This is a genomic window from Variovorax sp. R-27 (assembly GCF_049913215.1).
In the GTDB taxonomy this organism is placed as follows: domain Bacteria; phylum Pseudomonadota; class Gammaproteobacteria; order Burkholderiales; family Burkholderiaceae_C; genus Variovorax.
The window spans coordinates 3,040,324-3,066,516 of sequence record NZ_CP183984.1; the positions used below are offsets into that span (position 1 = coordinate 3,040,324).

Below are 26,193 nucleotides of genomic sequence, written 5' to 3' on the forward strand. Positions count from 1 at the left end.
ACGCATGAAGCGACGCGTGGCCATCGTCGGCGCCGGACAGTCCGGCCTGCAGCTCGCGCTCGGCCTGCAGCGCGCGGGGCACGAGGTGACGGTTTTTTCGAACCGCACAGCGAGGGAGATTTTCGAAGGGCCGGTGATGTCCAGCCAGTGCATGTTCGAGACCGCGCTGCAGACCGAGCGCGAGCTGGCGCTGGACTGGTGGGGAGGCGAGTGCCCACCGGTGGAAGGCATCGGAATGACGGTGCGCAACCCGGAAGGCGGCAAGGCCCTCGAATGGAGCGCGAGGCTCGACGGGCCTGCGCAGTCGATCGACCAGCGGCTCAAGATACCCGCCTGGATGGCGGAGTTCGAGAAGCGCGGCGGCCGGCTCGTGCTGCAGGAGGTGGGGCTCGATGCGTTGGAGGCTTGCGCCGCAACGCACGATCTTGTGGTCGTTGCAAGCGGCAAGGGCGAGATCTCGCAATTGTTCGAGCGCGACACGGAGCGCTCGCCATTCGATCGACCTCAGCGTGCACTGGCGCTGACTTATGTGAAGGGGATGAAGCCGCGCGAGCCGCACTCGGCCGTGTGCTTCAACCTGATTCCCGGCGTGGGCGAGTACTTCGTGTTCCCGGCGCTGACCACGACGGGGCCCTGCGAGATCATGGTGTTCGAAGGCGTGCCTGGTGGCCCGATGGATTGCTGGACCGATGTGAAGACGCCGCAGGAACACCTCGCGCGCAGCAAGTGGATTCTCGACACCTTCCTGCCGTGGGAAGCGGAGCGCTGCACGAACATCGAGTTGACCGACGACAACGGCATCCTCGCGGGCCGCTTCGCGCCGACGGTGCGCAAGCCAGTGACGACACTGCCTTCGGGGCGCAAGGTGCTGGGCCTGGCCGACGCTGTGGTGCTCAACGATCCGATCACCGGCCAGGGCGCCAACAACGCAGCCAAGTGCGCCGACATTTACTTGAAGCGGATCCTCGAACACGGCGACGCACCGTTCGACGCCGCGTGGATGCAGGAAACCTTCGACCGTTACTGGGAAGGCTATGCCCGCTGGGCCACCGACTGGACGAACAGCCTGCTCGCGCCGCCGAAGCCGCACCTGCTGAAGCTGCTGCAAAGCGCCACCCACATGCCCGCGGTTGCGAGCACCATCGTCAACGGCTTCGATGATCCACGTATCTTCGCGCCCTGGTGGTTCGATGGCGTCGAGGCAGACCGTTTTCTGGAAACCCGGGCGCGCGAGGCGGTTGTCGACCGCTTCGACCGACGCGACTTCCGCAAGGCCCTCGGACAGTTCACCACCGGCGTGACCGTCATCACGACCCGGGCCCTCGACGGCCGTCGCGTGGGCATGACCGCCAATTCGTTCTCTTCGGTCTCGCTGGACCCGCCGCTGGTGTTGTGGAGCCTGGCCCGGCAGGCGCCGAGCGTGGCCGACTTCACCGGCGCCAGCCACTTCGCGATCAATGTGCTGGCGGCACATCAACACCACCTGTCGCGCCAGTTCTCGACGCCGCAGGCGGACAAGTTCGGGGGGGTGGACTGCTGCGAAGGCACGGCCGGCGTGCCGTTGCTGAGTGGCGTCGTCGCCCGGTTCATCTGCCGCAACGTGAAGCAGTACGACGGCGGCGACCACCTGATCTTCATCGGCGAAATCGAGCGCTACGACCGCTTCGACGGCGAGCCGCTGGTCTTTCATTCGGGCTACTACCAGGTGACCACGCGACATCCGGAATGCGTGCAATGAGCGCGTGGCCCACACCATCATCCAACCCTTGAACGGAGCAGTTCACATGCAGGAAAAAGCGCCCGACGCCACGCACCACATCCGCATCCAGGCCAGCGACGGCAGCGGCAGTTTCAATGGCTATCTGGCCGTGCCGCGCTCGGGCAGCGGCCCGGGCCTGGTGATCGCACAGGAAATCTTCGGCATCAATCACACGATGCGCGAGGTGGCCGACTACTACGCCGAGGAGGGCTACGTGGTGCTCGTGCCCGACCTGTTCTGGCGGCAGGAGCCGAACGTGGAGCTGGGCTACAGCGAAGCCGACTGGCAACGCGCCTTCGCGCTCTACGGCGGCTTCGACGAGGCCAAGGGCATGGAAGACATGCAGACCGCCATCGATGCGCTGCGCGGCCGCGCCGAGGTGCCTTCGAAGAAAGTCGGCGTACTCGGCTTCTGCCTCGGCGGCAAGCTGGCCTACCTCGCGGCCTGCCGCACCGATGCAGACGTCGCCGTCGGCTACTACGGCGTGGGCATCGACGCCGCACTCGACGAAGCCGACAAGATCAAGCGCCCGCTCACGCTGCACATCGCAGAGCTCGACAAGTTCTGCCCACCCGAGGCGCGCGACCGCATCGTCGCCACGCTCCGGGGCCGGCCCGGTGTCTCGCTGTATGTGTACCCCGGCATGGACCACGCCTTCGCTCGCGCCGGCGGCGAGCACTTCCACAAGCCCTCGGCGCTGATGGCGCACGAGCGCAGCATCGCCACGCTGAAGGACGCCATCGGCCCGCACTACGACCTCTCGGCGCTGTGGGACAAGCACTGCGAATACGAGTTCGCCACCCGCAACGTCGACGACACCATGTCGACCATGGTGGCCGAGCCGTACGTCAACCACATCCCGACCATGACCGGCGGCGTGGGCTACAAGGCGCTGCACGCGTTCTATACGAACCACTTCGTCAACAGCAATCCGCCCGACACCTCGCTGGTGCCGATCTCGCGCACGGTGGGCGCCACGCAGGTGGTCGACGAGATGCTGATCTGCTTCACGCACACCACCGAGATCCCGTGGATGCTCCCGGGCGTGGCGCCGACGGGCAAGCGCGTGGAAGTGCCGCTGCTCGCGGTCATCAAGTTCCGCGGCGACAAGCTCTATCACGAGCACATCTACTGGGACCAGGCCAGCGTGCTGGTGCAGGTGGGTTTGCTCGACGCGAAGCTGCTGCCCGTGGCCGGAATCGAGACGGCGCGCAAGCTGCTGGACGAGACGCTGCCGTCGAACACCTTGATGTACTTGGGTAACAGAGGTGGGCAAGCGAGCCTGGAAATCTACGCACAGACCACGTAAGCCCAGGTCGGGCATTCGAACACCGTCTTTGCGAACGCAGAGAGGCAACGCCGCCTCATCGGCAGAAATGATGAATTAGATCAATAACTCCTCGATGCATATAAAAGTGCAACGGCTCCACCTGGGCGCTGGAACAGGAGAACTTGTGCGACTGTATGTTTCCCCGCTTCCTTTTGAAACCGCACTGAGCGGCTCGTTTCTCGGCACCAGCGATGCACGCAGCACAGAACTCGACGAGGACATGGACCCCATGCGGGTCTTGCTCATCGACCATCAATCGACCCAGTGCAAGACCTTCAACGAAGGACTGGAGAGAAACGGTTTCACCGTGGACATCGTGAACAGCGAAAACGCAACCGTGAACCCGGCCATCGCACAGGACTACGCGCTCATCCTCCTGAACTCGATGCGACCTGGCCAGGACGGAGCCCATGCCGTTCGAACGATCCGGCGCAAGACGGATGCACCTCTCCTGGTTCTGACCGAACGCGACAGCGTTGCCGCTCGCATAGCGGGCCTGGAGCTTGGAGCGAACGACTATCTGGTCAAGCCGTTCCAGTTTTCCGAACTGCTGGCCCGCGTCAAGGCGCTGGCCCGCAGCACCGGTGTACGCCCGCAACCGGTGCTTCGCCTGGCCGATCTGGAGCTCGACGAGCGGCGCGCAAAGTTCTCCCGCGATGGGACCGAACTCGAACTGACCAGGATGGAGTTCACGTTGCTGGTGGTGTTGCTTCGCAACCAGGGCAAGGTACTTTCACGGTCCCAACTCGCCAGGCGCGTCTGGGATATGGAATTCAATGCCAAGACCAACGTGGTCGACGTAGCCATCCTTCGCCTGCGCAGCAAGCTTGACGCCCCGTTCGAGCCGAAGCTGCTGCATACGGTGCGAGGCGAGGGGTACGTCCTCGAGGAACGTACCGAACCCTTGTAGAGCAAGAGCAGGTGGACAGGCGGGTTGAAGAGAGGGGCGAAAACGCACACTGCGTGTCGCGGTTTGCCTCAAGTCACAGGACGATTTGGAGAGGTTTGGGACTGGAAATTGGCCTGCCCGGAGGGGATCGAACCCCCGACAACCTGCTTAGAAGGCAGGTGCTCTATCCAACTGAGCTACGGGCAGATTTCAGGCTGGAGAGAAGCCAAGAAAATCAATGACTTAGGAGCTTTTTCTCTTAAGCAGCAGCGGCGGATTCTACCGAGTTCCACACCTTGGCTCGCTGCACTCCACGATCCAAAACGAAAAATGCACACAGCCCGCTGGTGACTGTGTGCATTTCATTTTTATGGTCGGGGCGAAAGGATTCGAACCTTCGACCCTCTGGTCCCAAACCAGATGCGCTACCAGGCTGCGCTACACCCCGACAAGCCTTCTATTCTAGCCCGGATATTGGCCGGTTCCCGAAGTTTCTCAGTCAGCGTTTCTCGTACTGCGTCTTGCCGAAGAGAATCTCGCGTTCTTTATCGCCGGTGATCGGCTTGCGCAGGTCAGCCAGCACCTTCACGCCGCGCTGCACGGCCGGACGCGCTGCGATGCCATCGAACCATTCCTTCAGGTGCGGGAAGTCGGTGAGGGTGATGCCCTGGTTTTCCCAACTGCGCAGCCACGGGAAGATGGCAATGTCGGCAATCGAATAGCTCTTGCCCGCAATGAACTTGTTCTTCGACAACTGCTTGTCGATCACGCCGTAGAGGCGCTTGGCCTCGTTGCTGTAGCGGTCGATCGCATAGGCGACCTTCTCGGGCGCGTACAGCCGGAAGTGGTGCGCCTGGCCGAGCATCGGGCCGACGCCCCCCATCTGGAACATGAGCCACTGCAGCACGTCGTAGCGTTCACGGTCGCCGGTAGGCAGAAACTTGCCGGTCTTGCCCGCGAGGTAGACGAGGATGGCGCCCGATTCGAAGAGCGAGATCGGCTTGCCGTCCGGACCGTCGGGGTCGGTGATGGCGGGGATCTTGTTGTTCGGGCTGATCTGCAGGAAGTCGGGCGCGAACTGGTCGCCCTTGCCGATGTTCACGGGGTGCGCGTGGTAGGGCAGGCCGCACTCCTCCAGCATGATGTGAATCTTGTGGCCGTTCGGCGTGGGCCACGAATAGACCTCGATGGGCGATGCAGGCATGTTGTCTGGCACTCCTGTGGATTTGATGCGAGCCCGGCAGCTTATACGTGCGAGTTCAAACGCGTGCAGGCGCGGGAATTCATTCGCAATCTGTCAGACGGGATCTCAGCCGACCTGCTTCTCGTGTGCGTTGCACCACATCCAGTCTTCGCCGGGTTCCAGCGACTGGATGACGGGGTGGCCTTCGGCGTGCGAATGCCTAGTTGCGTGGCGGTTCTTCGACGAATCGCAGCAACCCACGTGGCCGCAGTGCACGCAGAGGCGAAGGTGGACCCAGGTGTCGCCGGTCTTCAGGCAGTCTTCGCAGCCGCGTTGGCCGTGCTGGATATGAGGCTGCGCGATCTCGGCGGGCACGTGGTCGCAGGGTTTGATGGGCAACGTCGGGCTCCTTTGTCTTGACGATGGATTGATTGGGGGCGCGCTTCAGGCGACGGCCGAGGCCTGCGACAGGTGCTGATGAATCAGCGCGACCGCGGCCGCGCCCTCACCGATGGCGCCGCCCACACGCTTGACCGAGCCCGAGCGCACGTCGCCCACGGCGAACACGCCCGATACGCTCGATTCGAGCGCCGTGGACGGCCGCGCCGGAAAGCCGCTGCTGGCGGCGGTGCCCGTCAGCACGAAGCCGTGCTTGTCGACCGCCACCCCGCAGCCGTCGAGCCACGAAGTCTCAGGCTCTGCGCCGACGAACAGGAAGATGTTGCGTGCCGCGCAGTCATGTTCGTTGCCCGAGGTGTGACAACGCCATGTCGCGCCAGTGAGGCCTTCGTCGGAGCCGCCATGCAGGCGTACGAGCTCGGTGTGCGGCTGCAGCGAGATGTTCGGCGTGGCCTCGATGCGGTCGATCAGGTAGCGCGACATGCTGGCCGCCAGCGACGGCCCGCGCACCAGCACGTTGACCTTGGCCGCGTGGCGCGACAGGAACACCGCAGCTTGGCCGGCCGAGTTGCCGCCGCCGACCAGCGCCACTTCTTGCTGAGAGCAGATCTTTGCCTCGATGGCCGAGGCCCAGTACCAGACGCCGCGGCCTTCGAATTCGGCGAGGCGTGGAACGTCGGGGCGGCGGTAGCGTGCGCCGCTGGCGATGACCACCGTGCGCGCATGGATCGTGCGGCCGTCGGCCAGCGCAATGGCAAGGCTTTCGAGCGGGTTGTCGCGCGAGCAGTCGAGCGACACGACCTTGGCCGGAATCAGCATCTCGACACCGAACTTCTGCGCCTGCACGAATGCGCGCCCCGCCAGCGCCTGCCCCGAGATGCCGGTCGGAAAGCCCAGGTAGTTCTCGATGCGCGCGCTGGCGCCGGCCTGGCCGCCGAAGGCGCGGCAGTCGAGCACGATCACGCGCAGGCCTTCCGAGGCCGCGTAAACAGCGGTCGCCAGGCCGGCCGGCCCGGCGCCGACAACGGCCACGTCGAACAACTCGTTGCGCTCGGCGGTGTCGACCATGCCGAGGCAGCGCGCCAGCGCCTCGTCGGCCGGGTTGACCAGCACCGAACCGTCAGGGCACACGGCCAGCAGTTTGCTGGCGCCGTACTGCGCGAGCAGCGCGGCCGCGTCGGGGTCTTCGGCGGCGTCGACCAGGTGATATGGATAGCCGTTGCGGCGAAGGAAGTTTTCCAGCCGTGCCATGTCGGGCGACTGCGGCTGGCCGATCAGCACCGGGCCGCTGGCGCCGGACTCGATCAGCGCCACGCGCCGCAAGATCAGCGCGCGGGTGATGCGCTCGCCCAAGTCGGCTTCGGCCACCAGCAGCGCACGCAGTTGCGCGGGCGATACGAGCAGCGCCTCGACGTCTTCGTCGGCATGGCCGTCGACCAGGGCAGGGCGGCCGCTCAGCTGGCCGACTTCGGCCAGGAATTCACCTGGCCCTTGTCGCACGATCGGCACCACATGACCAAGGCCGTCGCGTTGCGTGACGGCGACAACGCCTTTCAGCAGCACGAACATGCCGGGGCCGGTTTCGCCTGCGGTAAATAGTCTGGTGCCGCGTGCGAATTGCTGAACACTGCCAAAGCGTGCAATGCGCGCAATCTCAGTGTCACTGAGGACGGGGAAAGTCTGGTGAAGGCGGCTGCTGTCGGTGCCGGTTGCGTTGGTGGTGGCCATAGGTGGAGCTCCATTTCGCGAATCCACCGCATTAGACGACGAAGCGGCGCCAAGCGGTTTGCAGGCGTTTCACAGGCGGCTTCGGGCTGTAACAACGTCACGTGCCTGCAATGTTCCTGACATGCCCGCTTCATCGCAGGTGCGGAGACTCCCTCGGCAGAAAGGGTTCCCCATGAAAGAACTGCCCAACCCGACGTTTCCGCTTTCGCAGATCGGGCTGCGCGCGGCCTTGTGGCCCGCTCCTGCAACCGGTGTGTCTACCGCTGTTGCTGCTGCCCGCACATCGGTGCCTCAGGCGCCCGCTGTCATCCTGCCGCCGGCCGTCGAGTCCAAGCAAGGCATCACCGTGGGCTGGGCCCGCCACCTTGACGACGTGCGCGCTGCCCAACGCCTTCGCTACGACGTGTTCGTCGGCGAAATGGGCGCCCGGGTTTCGTCGCCGCTGGCCGGCCACGACATCGACCTGTTCGACGACTTCTGCGAACACCTGCTGGTGCGCGACGAACTGACCGGGCAGGTCATCGGCACCTATCGCGTGCTCACACCCGCCCAGGCCCGCCGCGTGGGCAGCACCTACAGCGATACTGAATTCGACCTCACCCGCCTGCGCGACCTGCGCGAGCGCATGGTCGAGTTGGGCCGCAGCTGCGTGCATCCCGACCACCGCCAGGGCGGCGTGATCCTCGCACTCTGGGGTGCGCTGGCTGGCTTCATGCACCGCAACAAACTGGACACGATGATCGGTTGCGCGAGCATTCCGATGTCACACAACGGTGTCACGAATGGCGACGCCGCGGCCAGCATCTGGCGCCAGGTGTCGGCCAAGCACATGGCACCGATCCAGTATCAGGTGCAGCCCCGCCTGCCGTTGCCGGTCGAGCGGCTCGACAGCACGCTCGACGTGGAGCCGCCGGCGCTCATCAAGGGCTACCTGCGCCTGGGTGCGAAGGTGCTCGGCGCGCCCGCCTGGGATCCGGATTTCAACGCCGCCGACCTGCCGATGCTGATGCGCATCGACGATCTGCCGGCGCGCTACCGCAAGCACTTCCTGGGCGCATGAAGCCGGCGGCCGACCGGCCCGAAACCGGGCCGCCCGCTTCTACGCTTGGCGCTGCCAGCCAGCACGCGGCTGGCTCAGAGGCGTCACGGGATAGTCATGGAACTGTCACAAGAGGGGCTGACACTGTCATATTTCAGCCTACGTGTTCTCCTGTGCCGCTTGCTCCAGAATCAGTGCCCATGTCACCCGCCCCCGCAGATCCGTCGCTTGACGTTGCGGCACCAACGTTCACATTGCTGGACCGCGACCACAGCATTCTTTCGTTCAACGAGCGTGTGCTCGACTGGGCGCATCGCAAAGAGGTGCCGCTGATCGAGCGGCTGCGCTACCTGTGCATTGTTTCGTCGAATCTCGATGAATTCTTCGAGGTCCGCGCCGCGCCGCACCTGATCGCGGGCAGCGCTGGGGACCACAAGGGCACTTACACGGTCGAGTCGTTCGAACGGCTGGCCGAGGCGGCTCACAAGCTCGTGGCGCGCCAGTACGCGCTGTACAACGACGAGCTGATGCCGACGTTCGCGACGCACGGCATCCACATCATTTCGCATGGCGAGCGCAACCCGGCGCAGCGCAAGTGGGTCAGCGAGTATTTCGAGCGCGAAGTGCGCCCGTTGCTGATTCCGGTCGGCCTCGACCCGGCGCACCCGTTCCCGCAGGTGGCCAACAAGTCGCTCAACTTCATCGTGAGGCTGGGTGGCAAGGATGCTTTCGGGCGCGAAAACCCGATCCAGATCGTCAAGCTGCCGCGAGTTCTGCCACGTCTGATCAAGATGCCGGCCAAGGTGTCGGATGGCAAGACGCTGTTTGTGGCACTGTCTAGCGTGGTGCGCGCGCATCTGGCGAGCATGTTTCCGGGGCGCGAGGTGGGCGATTTCTCGCAGTTCCGCGTTACCCGGCATTCCGACCTTGCGGTGGACGAGGAAGACGTCAAGAATCTGCGCACCGCGTTGCGCCAGGGGCTGCAGCACAGGCACTATGGCCAGGCCGTGCGGCTGGAAGTGTCGGCGAGCTGCGCCGAGTCTCTCGCGAGTTTCCTGCTGGCGCAGTTCAACCTGCCGCCCGAGGCGCTGTACCGCGTGCATGGCCCGGTCAACCTGGCCCGGCTCACGCAACTGGCCGACCTGCTCGACGAGCCGCAACTGCGCTTTCCGCCGTATCCGGCTTCCTACCCCGTTGCGCTGTCGCCCGGGCAGTCGTTCTTCGAGCGGCTGCAGCGCGGCGATGTGCTGATTCACCAGCCCTTCGAAAGCTTCGAGGGCGTGCTGGCCTTCCTGCGCGAAGCGGTGCTCGACCCGCAGGTGCTGGCGATCAAGCAGACCATCTACCGCACGGGCGCTGATTCAGAAATGATGGATCTGCTGCGCGAAGCCGTGCGCCGCGGCAAGGAAGTCACGGTAGTGGTGGAGCTGAAGGCTCGCTTCGACGAAGAGGCCAACATCAACTGGGCTGAAATGCTCGAATCGATCGGCGCGCAGGTGGTGTATGGCGTGGTCGGCCTGAAGACCCACGCCAAGATGCTGCTGGTGACGCGGCGCGAGGGCAAGCAATTGCGCCGCTACGGCCATCTGTCCACGGGCAACTACAACCCGCGCACTGCCAGGCTCTACACCGACATCAGCCACCTCACGGCCGATCCGATGCTGACGGCCGACATGGAAGCCGTGTTCGTGCATCTGGCGAGCCAGAGCCGCTTGCCCAAGCTCAACCGCATGTGGCTGGCGCCGTTCGACCTGCACAAGAACATCGTGGCGCAGATCGATGCGCTGGGCCTGGCCGCAGCGGCCGGCCAGTCGACGCGCATCGTCGCCAAGATGAACGCGCTGACCGACGACGAGATCATCGCCTCGCTGGTCCGTGCGGGGCAGAAGGGCGTGAAGATCGATCTGATCGTGCGCGGCGCATGCACGCTGCCCGCGCAGGTGCCGGGGCTCACCGACAACATCCGCGTGCGCTCGGTGATCGGTCGCTTCCTGGAGCATTCGCGGGTCTTCTATTTCCGCAATGGCGAGGATGAATCGCTGTACCTGTCGAGCGCCGACTGGATGAACCGGAACATGATGCGGCGCATCGAGCTGGCGTGGCCTGTAACGGACCCGGGACTGCGCCAGCGGCTGATCGACGAGTGCCTGGTGGCCTACCTGCATGACGGGCGCGACGCCTGGGATTTGGGCGCGGACGGCATCTACACGCGCGTCGATCACGATACGCATTCGGGCGAGGCAGGCGCATCGCCCGTCGTCGAGGCCCACGGTGCGCAGGCCGCGCTCATGAACCGCTACGCATCCAGAGGGCATCTCAGAGATGCATCCAGCAACTGAAGATCGAAAGACGATGACCATGGACTTGATCTTCTGGCGTCACGCCGAAGCCGAGGACTGGACCGAGGGTTGCGACGACATGCAGCGCTCCCTCACCGCGCGCGGCGAAAAGCAGGCCAAGCGGATGGCCACTTGGCTGGACCGTCAGTTGCCGGACGGCACGCGCATCATCTGCAGCCCCGCGCGGCGCTGCGAACAGACTGCGCTGGCGCTGGGTCGCAAATACAAGCTGCGTTCAGAACTCGCGCCCGACACAACGGCAGAGGCGCTGCTTGGCGCAGCCGGCTGGCCCAACGGCAAGTCGGTGGTGCTGATGATTGGCCACCAGCCATCGGTGGGGCAGGCTATCTCCCTGCTGCTGGGCCTCAAGCAGGACAGCTGCCCGGTTCGCAAGGGAGCACTGTGGTGGATTCGCACGCGCGAGCGCGACGGCGATGTGCAGACCGTCGTTGTGACGGTGCAGTCGCCGGAACTGCTCTAACTAACTAATGGGGCGGCTGGCTCAGCAGCCGCTGAGCTCGACGCGCCAACTGCTGATCTTCTGCCAGGCCAGCACTTCTTCGCGCAGGAGGTGCGCCGATTGCGGAAACGCCTCGGCCCAGTCCGGGGCACAAACAATGGTGAAGGCCCGTGCGCCCAGCGCCGCGAGGTGCAGCGCCTGCGGATCAGGGTCGCGGCGCGCGTGGCACAGGATCACCGCGAGCCGAAGTGACAGCAACTGCATCACGAAGGTCTCATCGTCCAGCGATGCTTCGAGCTTGCGCAGCTTGCCGCGCTGGCCCAGCACCAACTGGCCGAGCGCGTGCATCTCGTTCACCGCAAAGCCGGGCGCGTCGGTGTTGTCGAGGATGTAGGCGCCGTGCTTGTGATAGTCGCTGTGTGAGATCAGCGTGCCGATCTCGTGCAACTGCGCCGCCCAGCCCAGCTTGCGCAATGCCCGGCCAGCCCGGCTTGATGTACTGCCGCCGCGCGCGGCGGGGGAGAGCTGCACGAACAGCGCAGCGGCCGTTTCGCCCACGCGCTTGGCCTGTGCCGTGTCGACGGTGAAGCGATTGGCCAGCCGCGCCACCGTGGCGGTGCGCATGTCGGCCACGCTTTCGTCGCGTTCCAGCAATTCATAGAGCACGCCGTGGCGCAGAGCGCCCTGGGCGACTTTCATTTCCTGGATGCCGAGCAGGTCGAACACCGCGCGTAGCACGCTCACACCGCCGCCGATGACGGCCTTGCGGTCTTCCCGCATGCCGTCGATGCGCAGCTTGTCGGCGCTGCCGGCCTTGAGCAGGCGGTCGAGCAGCCAGTCGAGGCCTTCGCGCGTGACGAGGCCGGGTTTGCCACCCGCTGCGGCCAGCACGTCACCTACGGCGCCGATGGTGCCGGAGGCGCCGTAGGCCACATCCCACTGGTCGCGGGTGTAAGTGGCGAGGGCGTCGTCGAGCACGGCCTTGGCAGCCACTTCGGCCGCGCGGAAGGCGCTGGCGGTGAACAGGCCTTCGCCGAAGTGCTTCATCGACCAGGCGACGCTGCCGACCCGGTACGACTCCATGCGGTCGGCCTCGAGGGCGTGGCCGATGATCATTTCGGTGGAGCGCCCGCCGATGTCGACCACCAGCCGGCGCTCGTTGTCGGAGGCGTCGGTGTGCGGCAGCATGTGCGCCACGCCCTGATATATGAGGCGGGCCTCTTCCCGGCCCGGGATCACGTCGATGCCGAAGCCCAGAATGGTGCGTGCGCGCAACAGGAATTCTTCGCGGTTGCGCGCTTCGCGCAGCGTTTGCGTGGCCACAGCCCGAACCTGCGAACGCTTGAAGCCGGCCAGGCGTTCGCCGAAACGCGCGAGCGCGTCCCAGCCTCGCTGCATTGCCTCGGCCGTGAGGTTGCGCGCGCTGTCCAGGCCGTTGCCCTGGCGAACCGTCTCCTTGAGATATTCGGTGCGGTGGATCTGGCCGTGATCGACCTGTCCGATTTCGAGCCTGAAGCTGTTCGAGCCCAGGTCGACTGCTGCGAGGCGGGTGCCGTTTTGCATGTGGTTCTGAAGAAGAAGGCGGTGTCTTTGTGTTTGATCGTAGCGCCGTGACAGGGCGCGCCACCTCTCGGATCGCGCAATGGCGAGGTTTGGAAGGCTAGGCGCGGTGCATGACGGTTATGTGACAGCGTCACACGAACCGCCGGGGGAATAAAGGCATTTTCCCTCGACAGAGGGGTGTCACACCGATGTCACACAAGCTTTTTAGAGTCCGTCCAAGCCCGAAAAAGGGACTACTTCTTACTTCTAAAGGAAGCTTCATGAAAACGACGTTCAAATTTGCAACAGCCGGCTTGGTGGCCGCGGTGTTCTCCATTCCCGCTTTCGCACAAGACGTGACCGGCGCTGGCGCCAGCTTCCCGGCACCGCTGTACGCCAAGTGGGCCTCTGACTTCAACAAGGCCACCGGCGTCAAGATCAACTACCAGTCGGTCGGCTCGGGCGCCGGCATCAAGCAGATCGAAGCCAAGACCGTCGACTTCGGCGCTTCGGACGCTCCCCTGAAGGACGACGAACTGCAGGCCAAGGGCCTGATGCAGTTCCCCACCGTCATCGGTGGCGTGATCCCCGTGGTCAACATCCAGGGCATCAAGCCCGGCGAGCTGAAGCTCAACGGCCAGGTTCTGGGCGACATCTACCTCGGCAAGATCACCAAGTGGAACGACCCCGCCATCAAGGCACTGAACGGTTCGCTGGCCCTGCCTGACGCCGCCATCGCCCCGGTTCGCCGCGCCGACGGTTCGGGCACCAGCTTCCTGTTCACCAACTACCTGAGCAAGGTCAACGCCGAGTGGAAGACCAAGGTCGGCGAAGGCACGGCCGTGAACTGGCCCACCGGCGCGGGTGGCAAGGGCAATGAAGGCGTCGCCGCTTTCGTGAACCGCCTGCCCAACTCGATCGGCTACGTCGAGTACGCCTACGTGAAGCAGAACAAGATGACGTACGCCCAGCTGCAGAACGCCGCCGGCACCTTCGTGTCGCCCGACGACTCGGCATTCAAGGCCGCCGCCGCTGGTGCTGAATGGAGCAAGAGCTTCTACCAGGTGCTGACCAACCAGGCCGGCAAGGACGCATGGCCCATCACCGGCGCCACCTTCATCCTGATGCACAAGGTGCAGGACAAGCCCGCCAACGCGACTACCGTGCTCAAGTTCTTCGACTGGGCCTACAAGAGCGGCGACAAGACGGCCGACGATCTCGACTATGTGCCGATGCCTGACGCCGTGAAGGCCACCATCGCCAAGGCATGGGGTGATGTGAAGGATGCGTCGGGCAAGGCCGTCGCGTTCAAGTAAATCTACCTATCAGTCCAGGACGGCGCGCCCATGAGCAATTCTTCGCTCCAGGACGCGCCGCTTTCGTCTTTGCCGGAGCGACCAGTGTCATCCACCTTTCCCGCTGCCACCACCTCTCTCGACCTCGCGGCCGAGCGCGGTCGTGCTACTGCACCCCCGCCGCCCGTGAAGGCTCCGCGCTCCGGCCCGATGGCTGACCGGCTGTTCGGCTGGGCCGCCAAGGGCGCCGCGCTGCTGACGCTCGCGATGCTCATCGGCATCCTGTTGTCGCTGGTTGTCGGCGCCTGGCCCGCCATTTCGAAATACGGCCTCGGCTTTCTCACGAGCAGCGTGTGGGATCCGGTCAAGGAGGAGTACGGCGGCCTGGTCATGATCTACGGCACGCTGGCCACTTCGATCATCGCGCTGGTGATCGCGGTGCCGGTGAGCTTCGGCATTGCGCTTTTCCTGACGGAACTCTCGCCCAACTGGCTCAAGCGCCCGCTGGGCACGGCCATTGAATTGCTGGCGGCGGTGCCTTCCATCGTGTACGGCATGTGGGGCCTGCTGGTGTTCGGCCCGATCCTTTCCACCTGGGTGCAGCAGCCGCTGCAGAAGCTGCTCAGCGGCGTGCCGTACCTCGGTGCGCTGGTGTCCGGCCCACCAGTGGGTATCGGTATCCTGTCGGCCGGCATCATCCTCGCGATCATGATCATTCCGTTCATCGCTTCGGTGATGCGCGACGTGTTCGAAGTGACGCCGCCGCTGCTGAAAGAGTCGGCCTACGGCCTCGGCTCCACCACCTGGGAAGTCGTTTCCAAGGTCGTGCTGCCTTACACCAAGGCCGGCGTGATCGGCGGCATCATGCTCGGCCTCGGCCGGGCGCTGGGTGAGACGATGGCGGTCACGTTCGTGATCGGCAACATGAACCAGCTCAACTCCCTTTCCGTGTTCGAGGCTGCCAACAGCATCACCTCGGCACTCGCCAACGAATTCGCCGAAGCCGGCGCGGGCCTGCATCAGGCCGCGCTGATGTACCTCGGCCTCGTGCTGTTCTTCATCACCTTCGTCGTGCTGTCGCTCTCCAAGATGCTGCTGGCCAAGATGAAGAAGAGCGAAGGAACCAAATCGTGAGCACCGCCCAGAATCTTCTCGCGGCCAAGGCATTGGCCGAAACGCGCCAGGCCAAGTTTGCCTCGCGCAACCGCGTCAACAAGATCGCGCTCACGCTGTCGCTCGCCGCGATGGCCTTCGGCGTGTTCTGGCTGGTCTGGATCCTTTGGGAAACGTTGCGTCAGGGCGTGGGCGGCCTCGCCCTCGCCACCTTCACCGAAATGACGCCGCCGCCAAACGAGGCGGGCGGTATCGCGAATGCGATCTTCGGCTCGTTCGTGATGGTGATGCTGGCCACCTGCGTGGGTACGCCCATCGGCATCATGGCCGGCATCTATCTGGCCGAATACAACCCCAAGGGCTGGCTCGCCTCGGTCACGCGCTTCGTCAACGACATCCTGTTGTCGGCGCCGTCGATCGTGATCGGCCTGTTCGTGTATGCCGTGGTGGTGGCCTATTTCAAGACCTTCTCGGGTCTGGCCGGTGCGATTGCACTGGCGCTGATCGTGATTCCGGTCGTGATCCGCACCACCGAGAACATGCTGCAGCTGGTGCCGCCTGGCCTGCGCGAAGCGGCCTACGCGCTCGGCACGCCGAAGTGGAAGGTCATCCTCAGCATCACGCTGCGCGCTGCCCGCGCCGGCGTGGTCACCGGTGTGCTGCTGGCCGTGGCTCGCATCGCCGGCGAAACCGCACCGCTGCTCTTCACCGCACTGAACAATCAGTTCTGGACCGCTGACGTGAGCCAGCCAATGGCCAGCCTGCCGGTCACGATCTTCAAGTTCGCGATGAGCCCGTACGAGAACTGGCAACAGCTGGCATGGGCCGGCGTGTTCCTGATCACTGTCGCCGTGCTCGCCCTCAACATCCTGGCGCGGGTCCTGACGCGCAACAAACACTGAACCCAGCAGAAGAAGACAACATGCCAAATACCGTTGCACAACCGTCGCGCTCGAAGATCTCGGTCAAGGACCTGAATTTCTACTACGGCAAGTTCCACGCGCTCAAGGGCATCAACCTCGAGATTCCCGAGAACAAGGTCACGGCCTTCATCGGCCCGTCGGGCTGCGGCAAATCGACCCTGCTGCGCACCTTCAACCGCATGTTCGAGCTTTATCCGGAGCAGCGCGCCGAAGGCACCATCGCCCTCGATGGCGAGAACCTGCTCACCTCGAAGCAAGACGTGGCACTGATTCGCGCCAAGGTCGGCATGGTGTTCCAGAAGCCCACGCCGTTCCCGATGTCGATCTACGACAACATCGCCTTTGGCGTGAAGCTGTTCGAGAACCTCTCGGCCAGTGAAATGGACGACCGCGTTGAATGGGCCCTGAAGAAGGCCGCGCTGTGGACCGAAGTGCGCGACAAGCTGCAGCAAAGCGGCTCGGGCCTCTCCGGCGGCCAGCAGCAGCGCCTGTGCATTGCGCGCGGCATCGCGATCAAGCCCGAAGTGCTGCTGCTCGACGAACCCTGCTCGGCGCTCGACCCGATCTCGACCGCGAAGATCGAGGAACTGATCGCCGAACTCAAGAATGAGTACACGGTGGTCATCGTGACGCATAACATGCAGCAGGCCGCCCGCTGCAGCGACTACACCGCCTACATGTACCTCGGCGATCTGATCGAGTTCGGCGCCACCGAGCAGATGTTCTTCAAGCCGCAGCGCAAGGAGACCGAGGACTACATCACCGGCCGCTTCGGTTGAAGTCAAAGGAGACAACATGACCGAGAAACACCTTTCCAGCCAGTTCGACAGCGAACTCAACGGCGTCTCGTCGCGCGTGATGGAGCTCGGCGGCATGGTCGAGTCGCAGATTCACCAGGCCGTGTACGCGCTGCTGCAGTTCGACGTCGAAGCGGCCGACCGCGTGATGGAGACCGAGCAGCGCGTCAACGCGATGGAAATCGACATCGACCGCGAGCTGTCTTCGATCATTGCGCGCCGCCAGCCCACGGCACGCGACCTGCGCCTGCTGATCGCCATCAGCAAGACCACCGCCAACCTCGAGCGCGTGGGTGACGAGGCCAACAAGATTGCGCGCATGGTCAAGTCGATCATCGAGAGCGGTTCGGCCCGGCAATTGCCGACGACCGAGCTGCGTATCGCGGCGGACCTGGCCTCGGGCCTGCTGCGCAAGGCGCTCGACGCATTCGCGCGGCTCGACACCTCCGCAGCGTTGTCCATCCTCAAGGACGACGACCTGATCGACAAGGAGTTCGACGGTTTCGTGCGCAAGCTGGTCACCTACATGATGGAAGACCCGCGCACGATCTCCGCCAGCCTGGACCTGCTGTTCCTGGCAAAGGCCATCGAACGCATTGGCGACCACGCCAAGAACATCGCCGAATTCATCATCTACATCGTCAAGGGCGCCGATGTGCGGCACACTTCGATGCAGGAAATCGAGTCCGCGCTGCAGTAACAACAGCGGCAAGACTCCCAAGAAAGCATGAAGAAACCCCGTGTCCTTATCGTCGAAGACGAGTCCTCGATCGCCGAGCTGATCGCCGTCAACCTGCGCCACAACGGCTTCGAGCCGATCTGGTCGGAAGATGGTGCTGCGGCCCAGCGTGAGATCGACGCCTTCCTGCCGGATCTGATCCTGCTCGACTGGATGCTGCCCGGCCAAAGCGGCCTGCAGCTCGCGCGCCAGTGGCGCAAGGACCCGCGCACCAAGGCCATCCCGATCCTGATGCTGACCGCGCGCGGTGACGAACCCGACAAGGTCGCCGGCCTCGATGCTGGTGCCGACGACTACATCACCAAGCCGTTCTCGACCCAGGAAATGCTGGCCCGCATCCGTGCGGTGCTGCGCCGCCGGGCACCGGAAGTGGTCACGGAGCGCGTCGAGATCGGCGAGCTCGCACTCGACACCTCCACGCACCGCGTGACCTGGCAGGGCGGTGCCCTGAAGGTCGGGCCGACTGAGTTCAAGCTGCTGGCCTATCTGATGCAGCATGCCGAGCGTGTGCATAGCCGTGCTCAGCTGCTCGACAAGGTATGGGGCGACCACGTCTACATCGAAGAGCGCACGGTCGACGTGCACGTCAAGCGCCTGCGCGAATCGCTGGGTGCGGCTGCGCCGATGGTCGAAACCGTCCGCGGAGCGGGCTACCGCCTGACCGCCCAAGTCACGGTTTGACCGCCGTGGCACCCTTTGGCCGCGGGCGCGGATAATCGCCCGCCATGCCTTTCCGAATTGCTACATTTTTAATAGCGTCCCTCTTAATAGGAGCGGGCGCTATCGTCATTTTTGGATGGAAGTTCGGGTGGCTGGGCGCTTGGCTGGGTGCGGTACTCTGGCTGGGGCTTGACGCCTGGCGCGCCGAGCGGCTGATGCGGGTGTTGCGCAACGATGCCGCCGGCCTGCCGTCGCGCGGGTCCGGCGTGTGGGGTGAGTTGTCCGAGCGCATCCGCAAGCTGCTGCGCGACCGCGAACAGCAGACCCGGCAGGCCGAAGACCGGCTGCAGGAATTTCTCGCCGCCATCCAGGCGTCGCCCAATGGCGTGGTGCTGCTCGACGAGCAGGGCCGCATTGAATGGTGCAACCAGACGGCGGCCAGCCAGTTCGGTATCGACGCGGAACGCGATCTGGCGCAGCACCTCGCCAACCTCGTGCGCGATCCCGCCTTCGTGGCCTACCTCGCGTCCTGGAACTACAGCCGCGACGTGGTCATCGACGCCTCCGGACTCGGCCATGGGCATCAGCGCGGTCACCCGGTGCGGTTGTCGGTGCAGGTGCATCCCTATGCCGGCAATCGCCGCATGCTGCTGACGCGTGACATCACGGCGCTGGAGCAGGCCGAGGCGATGCGGCGCGATTTCGTGGCCAACGTGTCGCATGAAATCCGCACGCCGCTGACGGTACTTGCGGGTTTCGTCGAGACACTGCAGAACCTGCCGCTCGATGCGGAAGAGCGCACGCGCTATCTGTCGCTGATGGGGCAGCAATCGCACCGCATGGAGACGCTGGTGAACGACCTGCTGACGCTGTCGCGGCTGGAGGGCAGCGCGGCACCTTCGGGCAACCAGTGGATCCGCACTCGTGCGTTGCTCGCGCAGTGCGAAGACGAGGGGCGAGGGCTGTCGGGTCGTCTGACGCCACAGGGGCATCGACTGTCGTTCACGGTCGACGCGGAGTCTGAGCTGTCGGGCGCGCCGACCGAACTGCAGAGCGCGATGTCGAACCTGCTGAGCAACGCCATCCGCTACACGCCCGGCGGCGGCGAGGTGGCCGTGAGCTGGCGGACACTGCCCGACGGGCGCGGCGAATACGCCGTGAAGGACACCGGCCCCGGCATCGCCGCCGAGCACATTCCGCGGCTGACCGAGCGCTTCTACCGCATCGACCGCAGCCGCTCGCGCGAGACTGGCGGCACGGGACTGGGACTGGCGATCGTCAAGCACATCGCCCAGCGGCACGGTGCCGAACTGCGTATCGAAAGCACGGTGGGCAAGGGCTCCCGCTTTGCTCTGTTGTTTCCGGCAGCGCGCGTGCGGGAAGCGCGAGTGCTGGCCAAGTAGGCGCGGCTTATCTCGCGCGCTGGCGCATCGTCCAGCGCAGCAGTGCACCGAACAGCAGGGCCGTCAGGGCCAGCGTGGCGGCGCTCATGATCCAGAACGCCAGCGGTGACTGCATGGCCGCCCAGGGGCCCAGACCGCGATATGCCAGCAGATAGCTCCCGCCCAAACCCAGTCCCCACAGCATCGCGCAATAGATCACCAGCGGCGCCAGCGTGACCCGGTAGCACCGCAGCACAAACACGCAGAAGGTCTGCACAGCATCCGCGAGGTGATACACCGCCACGGCCAGCAGCAGTGCGCCGGCCATCGCGATCACGGCCGGGTTGTCGGAATACACGTTGGCGAGCTCGTAGCGCAGCACGGCCGTGGCTGTGGCATAGAACAGTGCACACAGCGCCGTCAGTTCGAAGCCCAGGCGGCAAGCGTGGCGAGCCTTGGCTGCGTCCCCGGCGCCGAGCCAGAAGCTTACGCGCGCGCTGGTCGCGATGGCCAGCGACAGTGGGGTCATGTAGGCCACGGCCAGCAGGTTCGACGCGATCTGGTGCGCCGCCGCGGCTGCGGTGCCGAGGCGTGCGATGAACAAGGCCATCAGCGTGAACGAGGTCACTTCGACCAGCACTGCCAAGCCGCCTGGCACGCCGAGCCGCGCGAACTTGCGGATCTGCTGCCAGTCGGGCGCCTCAAGGCGCTTCCAGAGCCCGTAGTCGCGGTAGAACGGACGGTTGCGCAGCAGCCAGATGGCGCAGCCGAGCATCGCCCAGTTCACGCACAGCGTGGCCCAGCCGCAGCCCACGAGGCCCATGGCCGGCAGGCCCGCGCCGCCGAAAGTGAACCAGATCGACAAGGGCAGCTTCACGACCAGCGAACCGAGCTGCAGCCAGGTCACGAGCTGAGGCCTGCCCAGGCTCTGGTTGAGCGTGCTGAACAGGCGGAAGAGCAGAGCCGGCGCCAGCGCAAAGGCCAGCACTGCGAGATAGGCTTCGACTTCGCCGCGCATTTCCGGCGGCACCTGGGTCCATCGCAGGGCTGCGCCCGGCAGCAGCAGGATCGTCATGCCGACCACAACGGCAATCGCGGCGAGGTATAGCGATTGCCGCACCGAGCGGCCCACTTCACTGCCGCGGCCGCCGCCATGTAGTTCGGCCCAGACCGGCAGCAGAGCTTGCAGCACGCCCATCAGCGAGACATATACGCTGACGAAGATGGCGGCGCCGACCGAGAGGGCGGCCAGCGCGTGTTCGGAGTAGCGGCCCGCGATGATGGTGTCGGTCACGCCGAAAGCCATCACGGCCAGCTGGCCCACGAGCACCGTGCCCGCGTGCCGCGCGATCAGAGCCTGTTCGCTCCTCACTGCGGCGTGATCTTCTGGTAGAGCAAGAGGTCGTCGGCCGCGCTGCTGGGGCGGCGCAGCGTGCCGGCAAAGCGCCACTGGTCGAAGGGAATGATGGTGTGCAGGCGTTCGATGGTTTCGGGGCTTGCGAGCAGCCAGGGGCAGTCGGTGCCCAGCAGCAGCGGCTGCACGTTGAAGTTGCCGTGGTGGCGCAGCGCCGCAATGTGCGGACGGCTCAGCGCGAGCTCGGCGATGCAGCGCGGCTGGCCGACGCGTTCAGCCACGGCGCGCACTTGCGGCGCGAAGCTGCGTGCGTAGTCGATGGGCGGAAGCCACAGCGTCATCAGCAGCATCCAGCACAGCGCCGTGCCGCCGGCTGGCAGCACCAGCGTCTTCCAGAGCGCGGCGCGGTGCCGCCCCGTGCGCCAGCGCACCAGCCAGCACCAGGCGATGGTCGCAGCCACGGCGAGCGCCACGGCAATGGGAGAAAACTCGGGCACGAAGCCGGGCACCAGTCGCGTGACGCTGGCAGCCGGCTTGGGTGGAACGCCGGTCTGCATGGCGATCCAGTAGATCCAGCCCAGCACGGCGAGGCCGCTGAAGAACAGCACGTTGAACCAGTCGATCAGAGCTGCAGCGCTGCGCCGGAAGGTGGGCAGGGCGAATGCGGCTAGCGTGGCGAAGGCAGGCAGAGCCAGCAGCAGCGAACGGTCGGAGTAGTCGGTGGTCCAGGTGGCGGCCAGCGGCACCAGCGCGAACCAGAAGGGCAGCGCGACGTGGCGCGATGTGAGCTGGCGCCGCCAGCGCCACAGCGTCCAGATGGCGAGCGGCCAGACCGGCCAGGTGAACCACAGCAGTAGCTTTGCCTGGCTGCGCACGTCGCCGATCAGCGAACCGCCGACCACGGTGATCTTCCATGTCGGCAGCTTCAGGCTGAACACGAGCACCGCCGCCAGCACCGTGATGCCGATCATCGTGAGGAGGGCACTTCGCGTGTAGCCGGGGCCGTTGTCTTCGTTGTTGTCGGTGTTTTCGCGTTCGGACTGCGCGGCAAGCCGGCGTTCATACGCGATGTACAGCGCGCTGCCGATGGCCAGCGCGAGCCCGACGGTGGGCGCGCCGCTCAGCGTAATGCCGATGGTGCCCACGGTCAGCGCGATCACCGGGCCGGTGCGGCGGTAGGGCAGTGCGGCCACGCCATAGAACAGGTGCGAGGCGAAGAACAGCTGCGCCAGTGCGGGCGTGGTCTCGTGGCCGAGCTGGGCCAGGCCGAGGCAGGCGATCAGCGCCAGCAGGCCGCCGTCGGCGATGGCGCGTGCGTAGTCGGTCGGCCGGGCCTCGCCGCCGAAGGCGAAAGCCACGGGCTGGGCGCGCGCCGTGCGGGCAAGGTAGTACACGGCGTACCAGGTGGCAGTGAAGGCGCCCCAGAGCAGGAACGCGAACGCAACGCGCACGGCCAGGTCGGGGTTCAGCCATGACGGGGCGATCTTGATGGCCAGGGCGCCGATCCAGTAAGGGATCAGGGCGGGTGTTTCCGGGCGCAGGCCCAGCAGCATGGGGTCGAACCAGCGCGCAATGCCTTCGGTGCTGCGGGCCAGTTCGGACATGTAGCCGAAGGCCGTGATGTCGGCGCTCTTCCAGGGACCCCGGCCAACCAGGCCCGGCAGCAGGTAGGCCGCGCACAGCAGAAGCAATGCGATGCGCGGCAGCCGGCGCACGGCGCTCTGGGCAACGATCGCGGGAGTGGGCAGGTTCAAGTGGCGGAAAAAGGCAGGATTCAGAAAGAAAAAGGGCAGCGCGGTAAACCGGGCTGCCCTCGACGCAAAAGCGCGTGCCTTACTTCGAAGCAGCGCCGGTGGTCTTGCCGAAGCGGTTGCGGAACTTCTCGACGCGGCCGCCCATGTTGTCGACCGACTTCTGCGTGCCGGTGTAGAACGGGTGCGATTCGCTCGTGGTATCGAGCTTGAACAGCGGCAGTTCGCGACCGTCGTCGGTCTTGCCCATTTCCTTGGTGTTCGCGCATGAACGGGTCACGAACTTGAAGCCGTTCGACATGTCGACGAACAGAACTTCGCGGTAATTCGGGTGGATGCCTTCTTTTGCCATGGTCTTTCCTTTTGCGCTGTTGGAATCAATGCGCGGTCGATGCGAGAGCCACGTGCCGGACGAAGCTGCCCAGCCGCACTTTTCGCGGAGCCCATGATTATCGCATACTGCCCCATTTCCGAGCAAACCGGGCCTCCCCCATGACCTCTGCGCCTCTTCGTGTCGGCCTCGTTGGCTATGGTTTTGCCGGCCAGACCTTCCATGCGCCCGTGCTTTCAGCCGTTCCGGGGCTCGAATTGGCGGCTGTGGCTAGTTCGCAGCCGCACAGGGTGCACGCCGACTGGCCCGGTGTTGCCGTGGTGCCGGACGTAGCGGCGCTCGTGGCCCGCTCCGACATCGACCTGGTTGTGGTGGCCACGCCCAACGCCCAGCACTATCCGGTCGCCAGAGCGGCGCTGGAGGCCGGCAAGCACGTGGTAGTGGACAAGCCTTTCACGCTCGATGTGGCCGAGGCGAGGGCGCTTGAATTGTTGTCTAAGCGCAACAATCGTGTCCTGGCGGTCTACCAGAACCGGCGTTTCGATGCCGATTTCCTGACCCTCAAGGATGTTCTGGCGTCCGGTGAGCTGGGCCGCCCCGTGTACCTGGAGTCGCATTTCGACCGCTTCCGGCCCGAGGTAAGGGAGCGCTGGCGCGAGCAGGCCGTGCCGGGTTCGGGCCTTTGGGTGGACCTTGGTGCTCATCTGGTCGACCAGGTAGTGCAACTGTTCGGCCAGCCTGACACGGTTCAACTCGACACTGCGGTCCTGCGCGATCGCGCCGTGGTCGAGGACTACTTTCACGCCGTGCTGCGGTACGACATCGGACCGCACGCGCCGCTGCGCGTGGTGCTGCATTCGACGACGTTGGCAGCGCATGCGGCACCGCGCTACATCGTCCACGGCACGCGCGGCAGCTACGTCAAGTACGGCGTCGATACGCAGGAAGATGCGCTGCGCGCCGGGCAGCGACCGCCGTCCGAGGGGTGGGGCGCAGATCCGCTCGATGGCGAGCTCACGCTGATTGGCAGTGATGGGGCATCCAGCAAGCGCAACATTCCCACCCGCGCCGGCAACTATGTCGACTACTACGTCGCAGTGCGCGACGCCATCCTGGGCCGTGGCCCTAACCCCGTGCCGCCCGAGCAGGCCGTCGCATTGATGGAGTTGCTCGACATCGGCCGCCAGAGCGCCCTCGAAGGCCGCGCCCTGCATGCAGGGCGCCCATGAAAAAAGCGCGTTGACCCGGTAGGGCCAACGCGCTTTTGCGGAAGAGCGTGGTGCTCAGCCGCCGCGACGCATCATGTCGAAGAACTCGACATTGGTCTTGGTCGCCTTCATGTTCTTGAGCATCAGCTCCATCGACTCGATCTCGTCCATGTTGTACATGAGCTGACGCAGGATGCGGGTCTTCTGCAGGATCTCGGGAGCCAGCAGCAGTTCTTCGCGGCGGGTGCCGCTGCGATTGAGCTGGATCGAGGGGAACACGCGCTTTTCGTACAGGCGGCGGTCGAGGTGGATTTCGGAGTTGCCGGTGCCCTTGAACTCTTCGAAGATCACCTCGTCCATGCGGCTGCCGGTATCGATCAGCGCGGTGCCGATGATGGTCAGCGAGCCGCCTTCTTCCACGTTCCGCGCGGCGCCCAGGAAGCGCTTGGGGCGCTGCAGCGCGTTGGAATCGACACCGCCCGTCAGCACCTTGCCCGACGAGGGCACGACGTTGTTGTAGGCGCGGGCCAGGCGGGTGATCGAGTCGAGCAGGATCACCACGTCCTTCTTGAGTTCGACCAGACGCTTGGCGCGCTCGATCACCATTTCGGCGACGTGCACGTGGCGCGCAGCGGGCTCGTCGAAGGTCGAAGCAATGACTTCACCCTTCACCGTGCGCTGCATTTCGGTCACTTCTTCAGGGCGCTCGTCGACGAGCAGCACCATCATGTGAACGTCGGGGTAGTTGGCACTGATCGCGTGGGCGATGTGCTGCATCATCACCGTCTTGCCGCTCTTGGGCGGCGCCACGAGCAGGGCGCGCTGGCCTTTGCCGATGGGGGCGATGATGTCGATGATGCGGCCCGTGATGTTCTCTTCGCCCTTGACGCCGTCGCGCTCAAGCTTCATCTGTTCCTTGGGGAACAGCGGCGTCAGGTTTTCGAACATCACCTTGTGCTTGTTCTGCTCCGGCGGACCGTCGTTGACCTTGTCGAGCTTGGTCAGTGCGAAGTAGCGCTCGCCGTCCTTGGGCGTGCGCACTTCGCCTTCGATCATGTCGCCGGTGTGCAGGTTGAAGCGACGCACCTGGCTGGGCGAGATGTAGATGTCGTCCGTGCTGGCCGTGAAGCTGGTGTCGGGGCTGCGCAGGAAGCCGAAGCCGTCGGGCAGTATTTCGAGCACACCGTCGGCGAAGACCTGCTCGCCGGCTTTCGCGCGCTTCTTGATGATCGCGAACATCAGCTCCTGCTTGCGCATGCGGCCGACGTTTTCGATCTCAAGCGCTTCAGCCTGCTTGAGGACTTCAGACACGTGGAGTGCCTTGAGTTCGTTTAAGTGCATGGAATGACCCCTCGCGGGGTAATCGAACGGAAAACGGGGGGAGGTTGGGTGTGAAGCGAGAACTGCCTCACCAACCGGGGAACTCGAACCGGTTGCCTGAATGAAAGGGCCGGTGATCTGTGGGAGATTATGACAGGAAAAACGCGCCGGCCAACGCATTGCGCGCTGGCCGGTTGAAATGTCGCTTAAGCGAGTTGCTGGTCGATGAAGGCCGTGAGTTGCGCCTTGCTCATGGCGCCGACCTTGGTGGCGGCCAGCTGGCCGTCCTTGAACAGCATCAGCGTGGGAATGCCGCGAATGCCGAACTTGGCGGGGATGTCGCGGTTCTCGTCCACGTTCAGCTTGGCGATCTGCAGCTTGCCTTCGTAGGTGGCCGACACTTCGTCCAGGATGGGGGCGATCATCTTGCAGGGGCCGCACCATTCGGCCCAGTAGTCGACCAGCACGGGCTGGCTGGACTTGAGCACGTCGGCCTCGAAGGAGGAATCGGAGATGTGTTTGATGAGTTCGCTGGCCATGTGATGGATCCTTGTGCGCAGAGAGTTTCGGTGCAGCTAAAGTGCTGGTCATTGTGACAGAAACCAAGGGGTGGCGTGCCTTGCAGGGCCGCTATGGCGGCGATAGCCAAAGC

23 protein-coding genes, 2 tRNA genes and 1 pseudogene are annotated in these 26,193 nt (G+C 64.9%); 15 read left to right on the forward strand and 11 right to left on the reverse strand.

Annotated features, from left to right (window positions below; translation table 11 throughout):
- Positions 1-4 precede the first annotated feature (4 nt).
- The 4 genes and pseudogenes from ACN9MV_RS14105 to ACN9MV_RS14120 all read left to right on the forward strand — a co-directional run.
- A pseudogene (locus ACN9MV_RS14105) lies at positions 5-1,240 on the forward strand (styrene monooxygenase/indole monooxygenase family protein); the annotation flags it as partial.
- Positions 1,214-1,738 carry a flavin reductase family protein gene (locus tag ACN9MV_RS14110; RefSeq protein ID WP_426393165.1) on the forward strand — a complete coding sequence of 175 codons (525 nt, stop codon included), beginning with the start codon at positions 1,214-1,216 and terminating at the stop codon, positions 1,736-1,738. The pseudogene ACN9MV_RS14105 and the gene ACN9MV_RS14110, both read left to right, overlap by 27 nt.
- Before the next feature lie 46 nt (positions 1,739-1,784).
- On the forward strand, positions 1,785-3,068 hold the full coding sequence (locus ACN9MV_RS14115) for a dienelactone hydrolase family protein (protein ID WP_426393166.1): 1,284 nt from the start codon (positions 1,785-1,787) through the stop codon (positions 3,066-3,068).
- A 145-nt stretch (positions 3,069-3,213) separates the two neighbouring features.
- The gene (locus ACN9MV_RS14120) at positions 3,214-3,999 is read left to right on the forward strand and encodes a winged helix-turn-helix domain-containing protein (protein ID WP_426392782.1); all 786 of its coding nucleotides are present in this window, start codon (positions 3,214-3,216) and stop codon (positions 3,997-3,999) included.
- A gap of 109 nt (positions 4,000-4,108) precedes the next feature.
- On the opposite strand, the gene ACN9MV_RS14125 is transcribed toward ACN9MV_RS14120, so the two are convergent.
- From ACN9MV_RS14125 to ACN9MV_RS14145, 5 genes are all read right to left on the reverse strand, one after another.
- Positions 4,109-4,185: transfer RNA gene (locus tag ACN9MV_RS14125), tRNA-Arg, on the reverse strand.
- A gap of 164 nt (positions 4,186-4,349) precedes the next feature.
- A tRNA-Pro gene (locus tag ACN9MV_RS14130) sits at positions 4,350-4,426 on the reverse strand.
- Between the two features lie 51 nt (positions 4,427-4,477).
- Positions 4,478-5,182, reverse strand: a complete 705-nt coding sequence (locus tag ACN9MV_RS14135) for a glutathione binding-like protein (RefSeq protein ID WP_093054305.1) — start codon at positions 5,180-5,182, stop codon at positions 4,478-4,480.
- Positions 5,183-5,287: 105 nt separating this feature from the next.
- Positions 5,288-5,560: a UBP-type zinc finger domain-containing protein gene (locus ACN9MV_RS14140; protein ID WP_307613974.1), complete on the reverse strand. Its 273-nt coding sequence runs from the start codon at positions 5,558-5,560 to the stop codon at positions 5,288-5,290.
- Between the two features lie 45 nt (positions 5,561-5,605).
- Complete coding sequence (locus ACN9MV_RS14145) at positions 5,606-7,288, reverse strand: FAD-dependent oxidoreductase (RefSeq protein WP_426392783.1); 1,683 nt, start codon at positions 7,286-7,288, stop codon at positions 5,606-5,608.
- A gap of 172 nt (positions 7,289-7,460) precedes the next feature.
- On the opposite strand from ACN9MV_RS14145, the gene ACN9MV_RS14150 reads away from it, so the two are divergent.
- Genes ACN9MV_RS14150 through ACN9MV_RS14160 form a run of 3 tightly spaced genes read left to right on the forward strand, consistent with a single transcriptional unit; the run spans position 7,461 to position 11,147 of the window.
- Complete coding sequence (locus ACN9MV_RS14150; RefSeq protein ID WP_093174123.1) at positions 7,461-8,348, forward strand: GNAT family N-acetyltransferase; 888 nt, start codon at positions 7,461-7,463, stop codon at positions 8,346-8,348.
- Positions 8,345-10,666: a polyphosphate kinase 1 gene (ppk1, locus tag ACN9MV_RS14155; protein WP_426392785.1), complete on the forward strand. Its 2,322-nt coding sequence runs from the start codon at positions 8,345-8,347 to the stop codon at positions 10,664-10,666. Before ACN9MV_RS14150 ends, ppk1 begins: the two co-directional genes overlap by 4 nt.
- A gap of 19 nt (positions 10,667-10,685) precedes the next feature.
- A complete protein-coding gene (locus ACN9MV_RS14160; RefSeq protein ID WP_176928784.1) occupies positions 10,686-11,147 on the forward strand; it encodes a SixA phosphatase family protein in 462 nt (153 codons plus the stop codon).
- 21 nt (positions 11,148-11,168) lie between these two features.
- Here ACN9MV_RS14160 and ACN9MV_RS14165 read toward each other — a convergent pair whose 3' ends face one another.
- Entirely contained in the window at positions 11,169-12,689 is a 1,521-nt protein-coding gene (locus ACN9MV_RS14165) for an exopolyphosphatase (RefSeq protein ID WP_426392786.1), read from the reverse strand.
- Positions 12,690-12,949: 260 nt separating this feature from the next.
- Between ACN9MV_RS14165 and pstS the strand changes: the two genes are divergently transcribed.
- The 7 genes from pstS to phoR are packed head-to-tail and all read left to right on the forward strand — an operon-like array spanning position 12,950 to position 19,598.
- On the forward strand, positions 12,950-13,984 hold the full coding sequence (gene pstS / locus ACN9MV_RS14170; RefSeq protein ID WP_093054315.1) for a phosphate ABC transporter substrate-binding protein PstS: 1,035 nt from the start codon (positions 12,950-12,952) through the stop codon (positions 13,982-13,984).
- A gap of 30 nt (positions 13,985-14,014) precedes the next feature.
- Positions 14,015-15,097, forward strand: a complete 1,083-nt coding sequence (gene pstC / locus ACN9MV_RS14175) for a phosphate ABC transporter permease subunit PstC (RefSeq protein WP_093054317.1) — start codon at positions 14,015-14,017, stop codon at positions 15,095-15,097.
- A complete protein-coding gene (gene pstA, locus ACN9MV_RS14180; RefSeq protein WP_093075052.1) occupies positions 15,094-15,978 on the forward strand; it encodes a phosphate ABC transporter permease PstA in 885 nt (294 codons plus the stop codon). Before pstC ends, pstA begins: the two co-directional genes overlap by 4 nt.
- Positions 15,979-15,998: 20 nt before the next feature.
- Positions 15,999-16,778, forward strand: coding sequence for a phosphate ABC transporter ATP-binding protein PstB (pstB, locus tag ACN9MV_RS14185; protein WP_021007056.1), 780 nt, complete (start codon positions 15,999-16,001; stop codon positions 16,776-16,778).
- A gap of 16 nt (positions 16,779-16,794) precedes the next feature.
- Positions 16,795-17,496, forward strand: a complete 702-nt coding sequence (gene phoU / locus ACN9MV_RS14190) for a phosphate signaling complex protein PhoU (protein ID WP_093054321.1) — start codon at positions 16,795-16,797, stop codon at positions 17,494-17,496.
- A gap of 27 nt (positions 17,497-17,523) precedes the next feature.
- Positions 17,524-18,216, forward strand: a complete 693-nt coding sequence (gene phoB, locus ACN9MV_RS14195; protein WP_007836652.1) for a phosphate regulon transcriptional regulator PhoB — start codon at positions 17,524-17,526, stop codon at positions 18,214-18,216.
- A gap of 44 nt (positions 18,217-18,260) precedes the next feature.
- Entirely contained in the window at positions 18,261-19,598 is a 1,338-nt protein-coding gene (gene phoR / locus ACN9MV_RS14200) for a phosphate regulon sensor histidine kinase PhoR (protein WP_176928775.1), read from the forward strand.
- A 7-nt stretch (positions 19,599-19,605) separates the two neighbouring features.
- Here phoR and ACN9MV_RS14205 read toward each other — a convergent pair whose 3' ends face one another.
- From ACN9MV_RS14205 to ACN9MV_RS14215, 3 genes are all read right to left on the reverse strand, one after another.
- Positions 19,606-20,949: an MATE family efflux transporter gene (locus ACN9MV_RS14205; RefSeq protein ID WP_426392792.1), complete on the reverse strand. Its 1,344-nt coding sequence runs from the start codon at positions 20,947-20,949 to the stop codon at positions 19,606-19,608.
- The gene (locus ACN9MV_RS14210; protein ID WP_426392794.1) at positions 20,946-22,685 is read right to left on the reverse strand and encodes a hypothetical protein; all 1,740 of its coding nucleotides are present in this window, start codon (positions 22,683-22,685) and stop codon (positions 20,946-20,948) included. The genes ACN9MV_RS14205 and ACN9MV_RS14210 overlap by 4 nt, the downstream gene beginning before the upstream one ends.
- A 79-nt stretch (positions 22,686-22,764) precedes the next feature.
- Positions 22,765-23,034, reverse strand: a complete 270-nt coding sequence (locus ACN9MV_RS14215; protein WP_019653042.1) for a type B 50S ribosomal protein L31 — start codon at positions 23,032-23,034, stop codon at positions 22,765-22,767.
- A 140-nt stretch (positions 23,035-23,174) separates the two neighbouring features.
- Here ACN9MV_RS14215 and ACN9MV_RS14220 point away from each other — a divergent pair, with 140 nt between their 5' ends.
- Positions 23,175-24,242, forward strand: a complete 1,068-nt coding sequence (locus ACN9MV_RS14220) for an oxidoreductase (RefSeq protein WP_426392796.1) — start codon at positions 23,175-23,177, stop codon at positions 24,240-24,242.
- Between the two features lie 54 nt (positions 24,243-24,296).
- On the opposite strand, the gene rho is transcribed toward ACN9MV_RS14220, so the two are convergent.
- On the reverse strand, positions 24,297-25,562 hold the full coding sequence (gene rho / locus ACN9MV_RS14225; RefSeq protein WP_013540932.1) for a transcription termination factor Rho: 1,266 nt from the start codon (positions 25,560-25,562) through the stop codon (positions 24,297-24,299).
- 185 nt (positions 25,563-25,747) lie between these two features.
- Positions 25,748-26,080 (reverse strand): thioredoxin TrxA, encoded by a 333-nt coding sequence (gene trxA / locus ACN9MV_RS14230; RefSeq protein ID WP_042578306.1) that lies wholly within the window; start codon positions 26,078-26,080, stop codon positions 25,748-25,750.
- Positions 26,081-26,193 lie beyond the last annotated feature (113 nt).

Bases quoted from the DNA above. Each gene is read 5' to 3' on its own strand.
- ACN9MV_RS14115 (WP_426393166.1), top strand. From the start codon at position 1,785: ATGCAGGAAAAAGCGCCCGACGCCACGCACCACATCCGCATCCAGGCC.
- ACN9MV_RS14135 (WP_093054305.1), bottom strand. From the start codon at position 5,182: ATGCCTGCATCGCCCATCGAGGTCTATTCGTGGCCCACGCCGAACGGC.
- ACN9MV_RS14145 (WP_426392783.1), bottom strand. From the start codon at position 7,288: ATGGCCACCACCAACGCAACCGGCACCGACAGCAGCCGCCTTCACCAG.
- ACN9MV_RS14150 (WP_093174123.1), top strand. From the start codon at position 7,461: ATGAAAGAACTGCCCAACCCGACGTTTCCGCTTTCGCAGATCGGGCTG.
- ppk1 (WP_426392785.1), top strand. From the start codon at position 8,345: ATGAAGCCGGCGGCCGACCGGCCCGAAACCGGGCCGCCCGCTTCTACG.
- ACN9MV_RS14160 (WP_176928784.1), top strand. From the start codon at position 10,686: ATGGACTTGATCTTCTGGCGTCACGCCGAAGCCGAGGACTGGACCGAG.
- ACN9MV_RS14165 (WP_426392786.1), bottom strand. From the start codon at position 12,689: ATGCAAAACGGCACCCGCCTCGCAGCAGTCGACCTGGGCTCGAACAGC.
- pstS (WP_093054315.1), top strand. From the start codon at position 12,950: ATGAAAACGACGTTCAAATTTGCAACAGCCGGCTTGGTGGCCGCGGTG.
- pstC (WP_093054317.1), top strand. From the start codon at position 14,015: ATGAGCAATTCTTCGCTCCAGGACGCGCCGCTTTCGTCTTTGCCGGAG.
- pstB (WP_021007056.1), top strand. From the start codon at position 15,999: ATGCCAAATACCGTTGCACAACCGTCGCGCTCGAAGATCTCGGTCAAG.
- phoU (WP_093054321.1), top strand. From the start codon at position 16,795: ATGACCGAGAAACACCTTTCCAGCCAGTTCGACAGCGAACTCAACGGC.
- phoB (WP_007836652.1), top strand. From the start codon at position 17,524: ATGAAGAAACCCCGTGTCCTTATCGTCGAAGACGAGTCCTCGATCGCC.
- phoR (WP_176928775.1), top strand. From the start codon at position 18,261: ATGCCTTTCCGAATTGCTACATTTTTAATAGCGTCCCTCTTAATAGGA.
- ACN9MV_RS14215 (WP_019653042.1), bottom strand. From the start codon at position 23,034: ATGGCAAAAGAAGGCATCCACCCGAATTACCGCGAAGTTCTGTTCGTC.
- ACN9MV_RS14220 (WP_426392796.1), top strand. From the start codon at position 23,175: ATGACCTCTGCGCCTCTTCGTGTCGGCCTCGTTGGCTATGGTTTTGCC.
- rho (WP_013540932.1), bottom strand. From the start codon at position 25,562: ATGCACTTAAACGAACTCAAGGCACTCCACGTGTCTGAAGTCCTCAAG.
- trxA (WP_042578306.1), bottom strand. From the start codon at position 26,080: ATGGCCAGCGAACTCATCAAACACATCTCCGATTCCTCCTTCGAGGCC.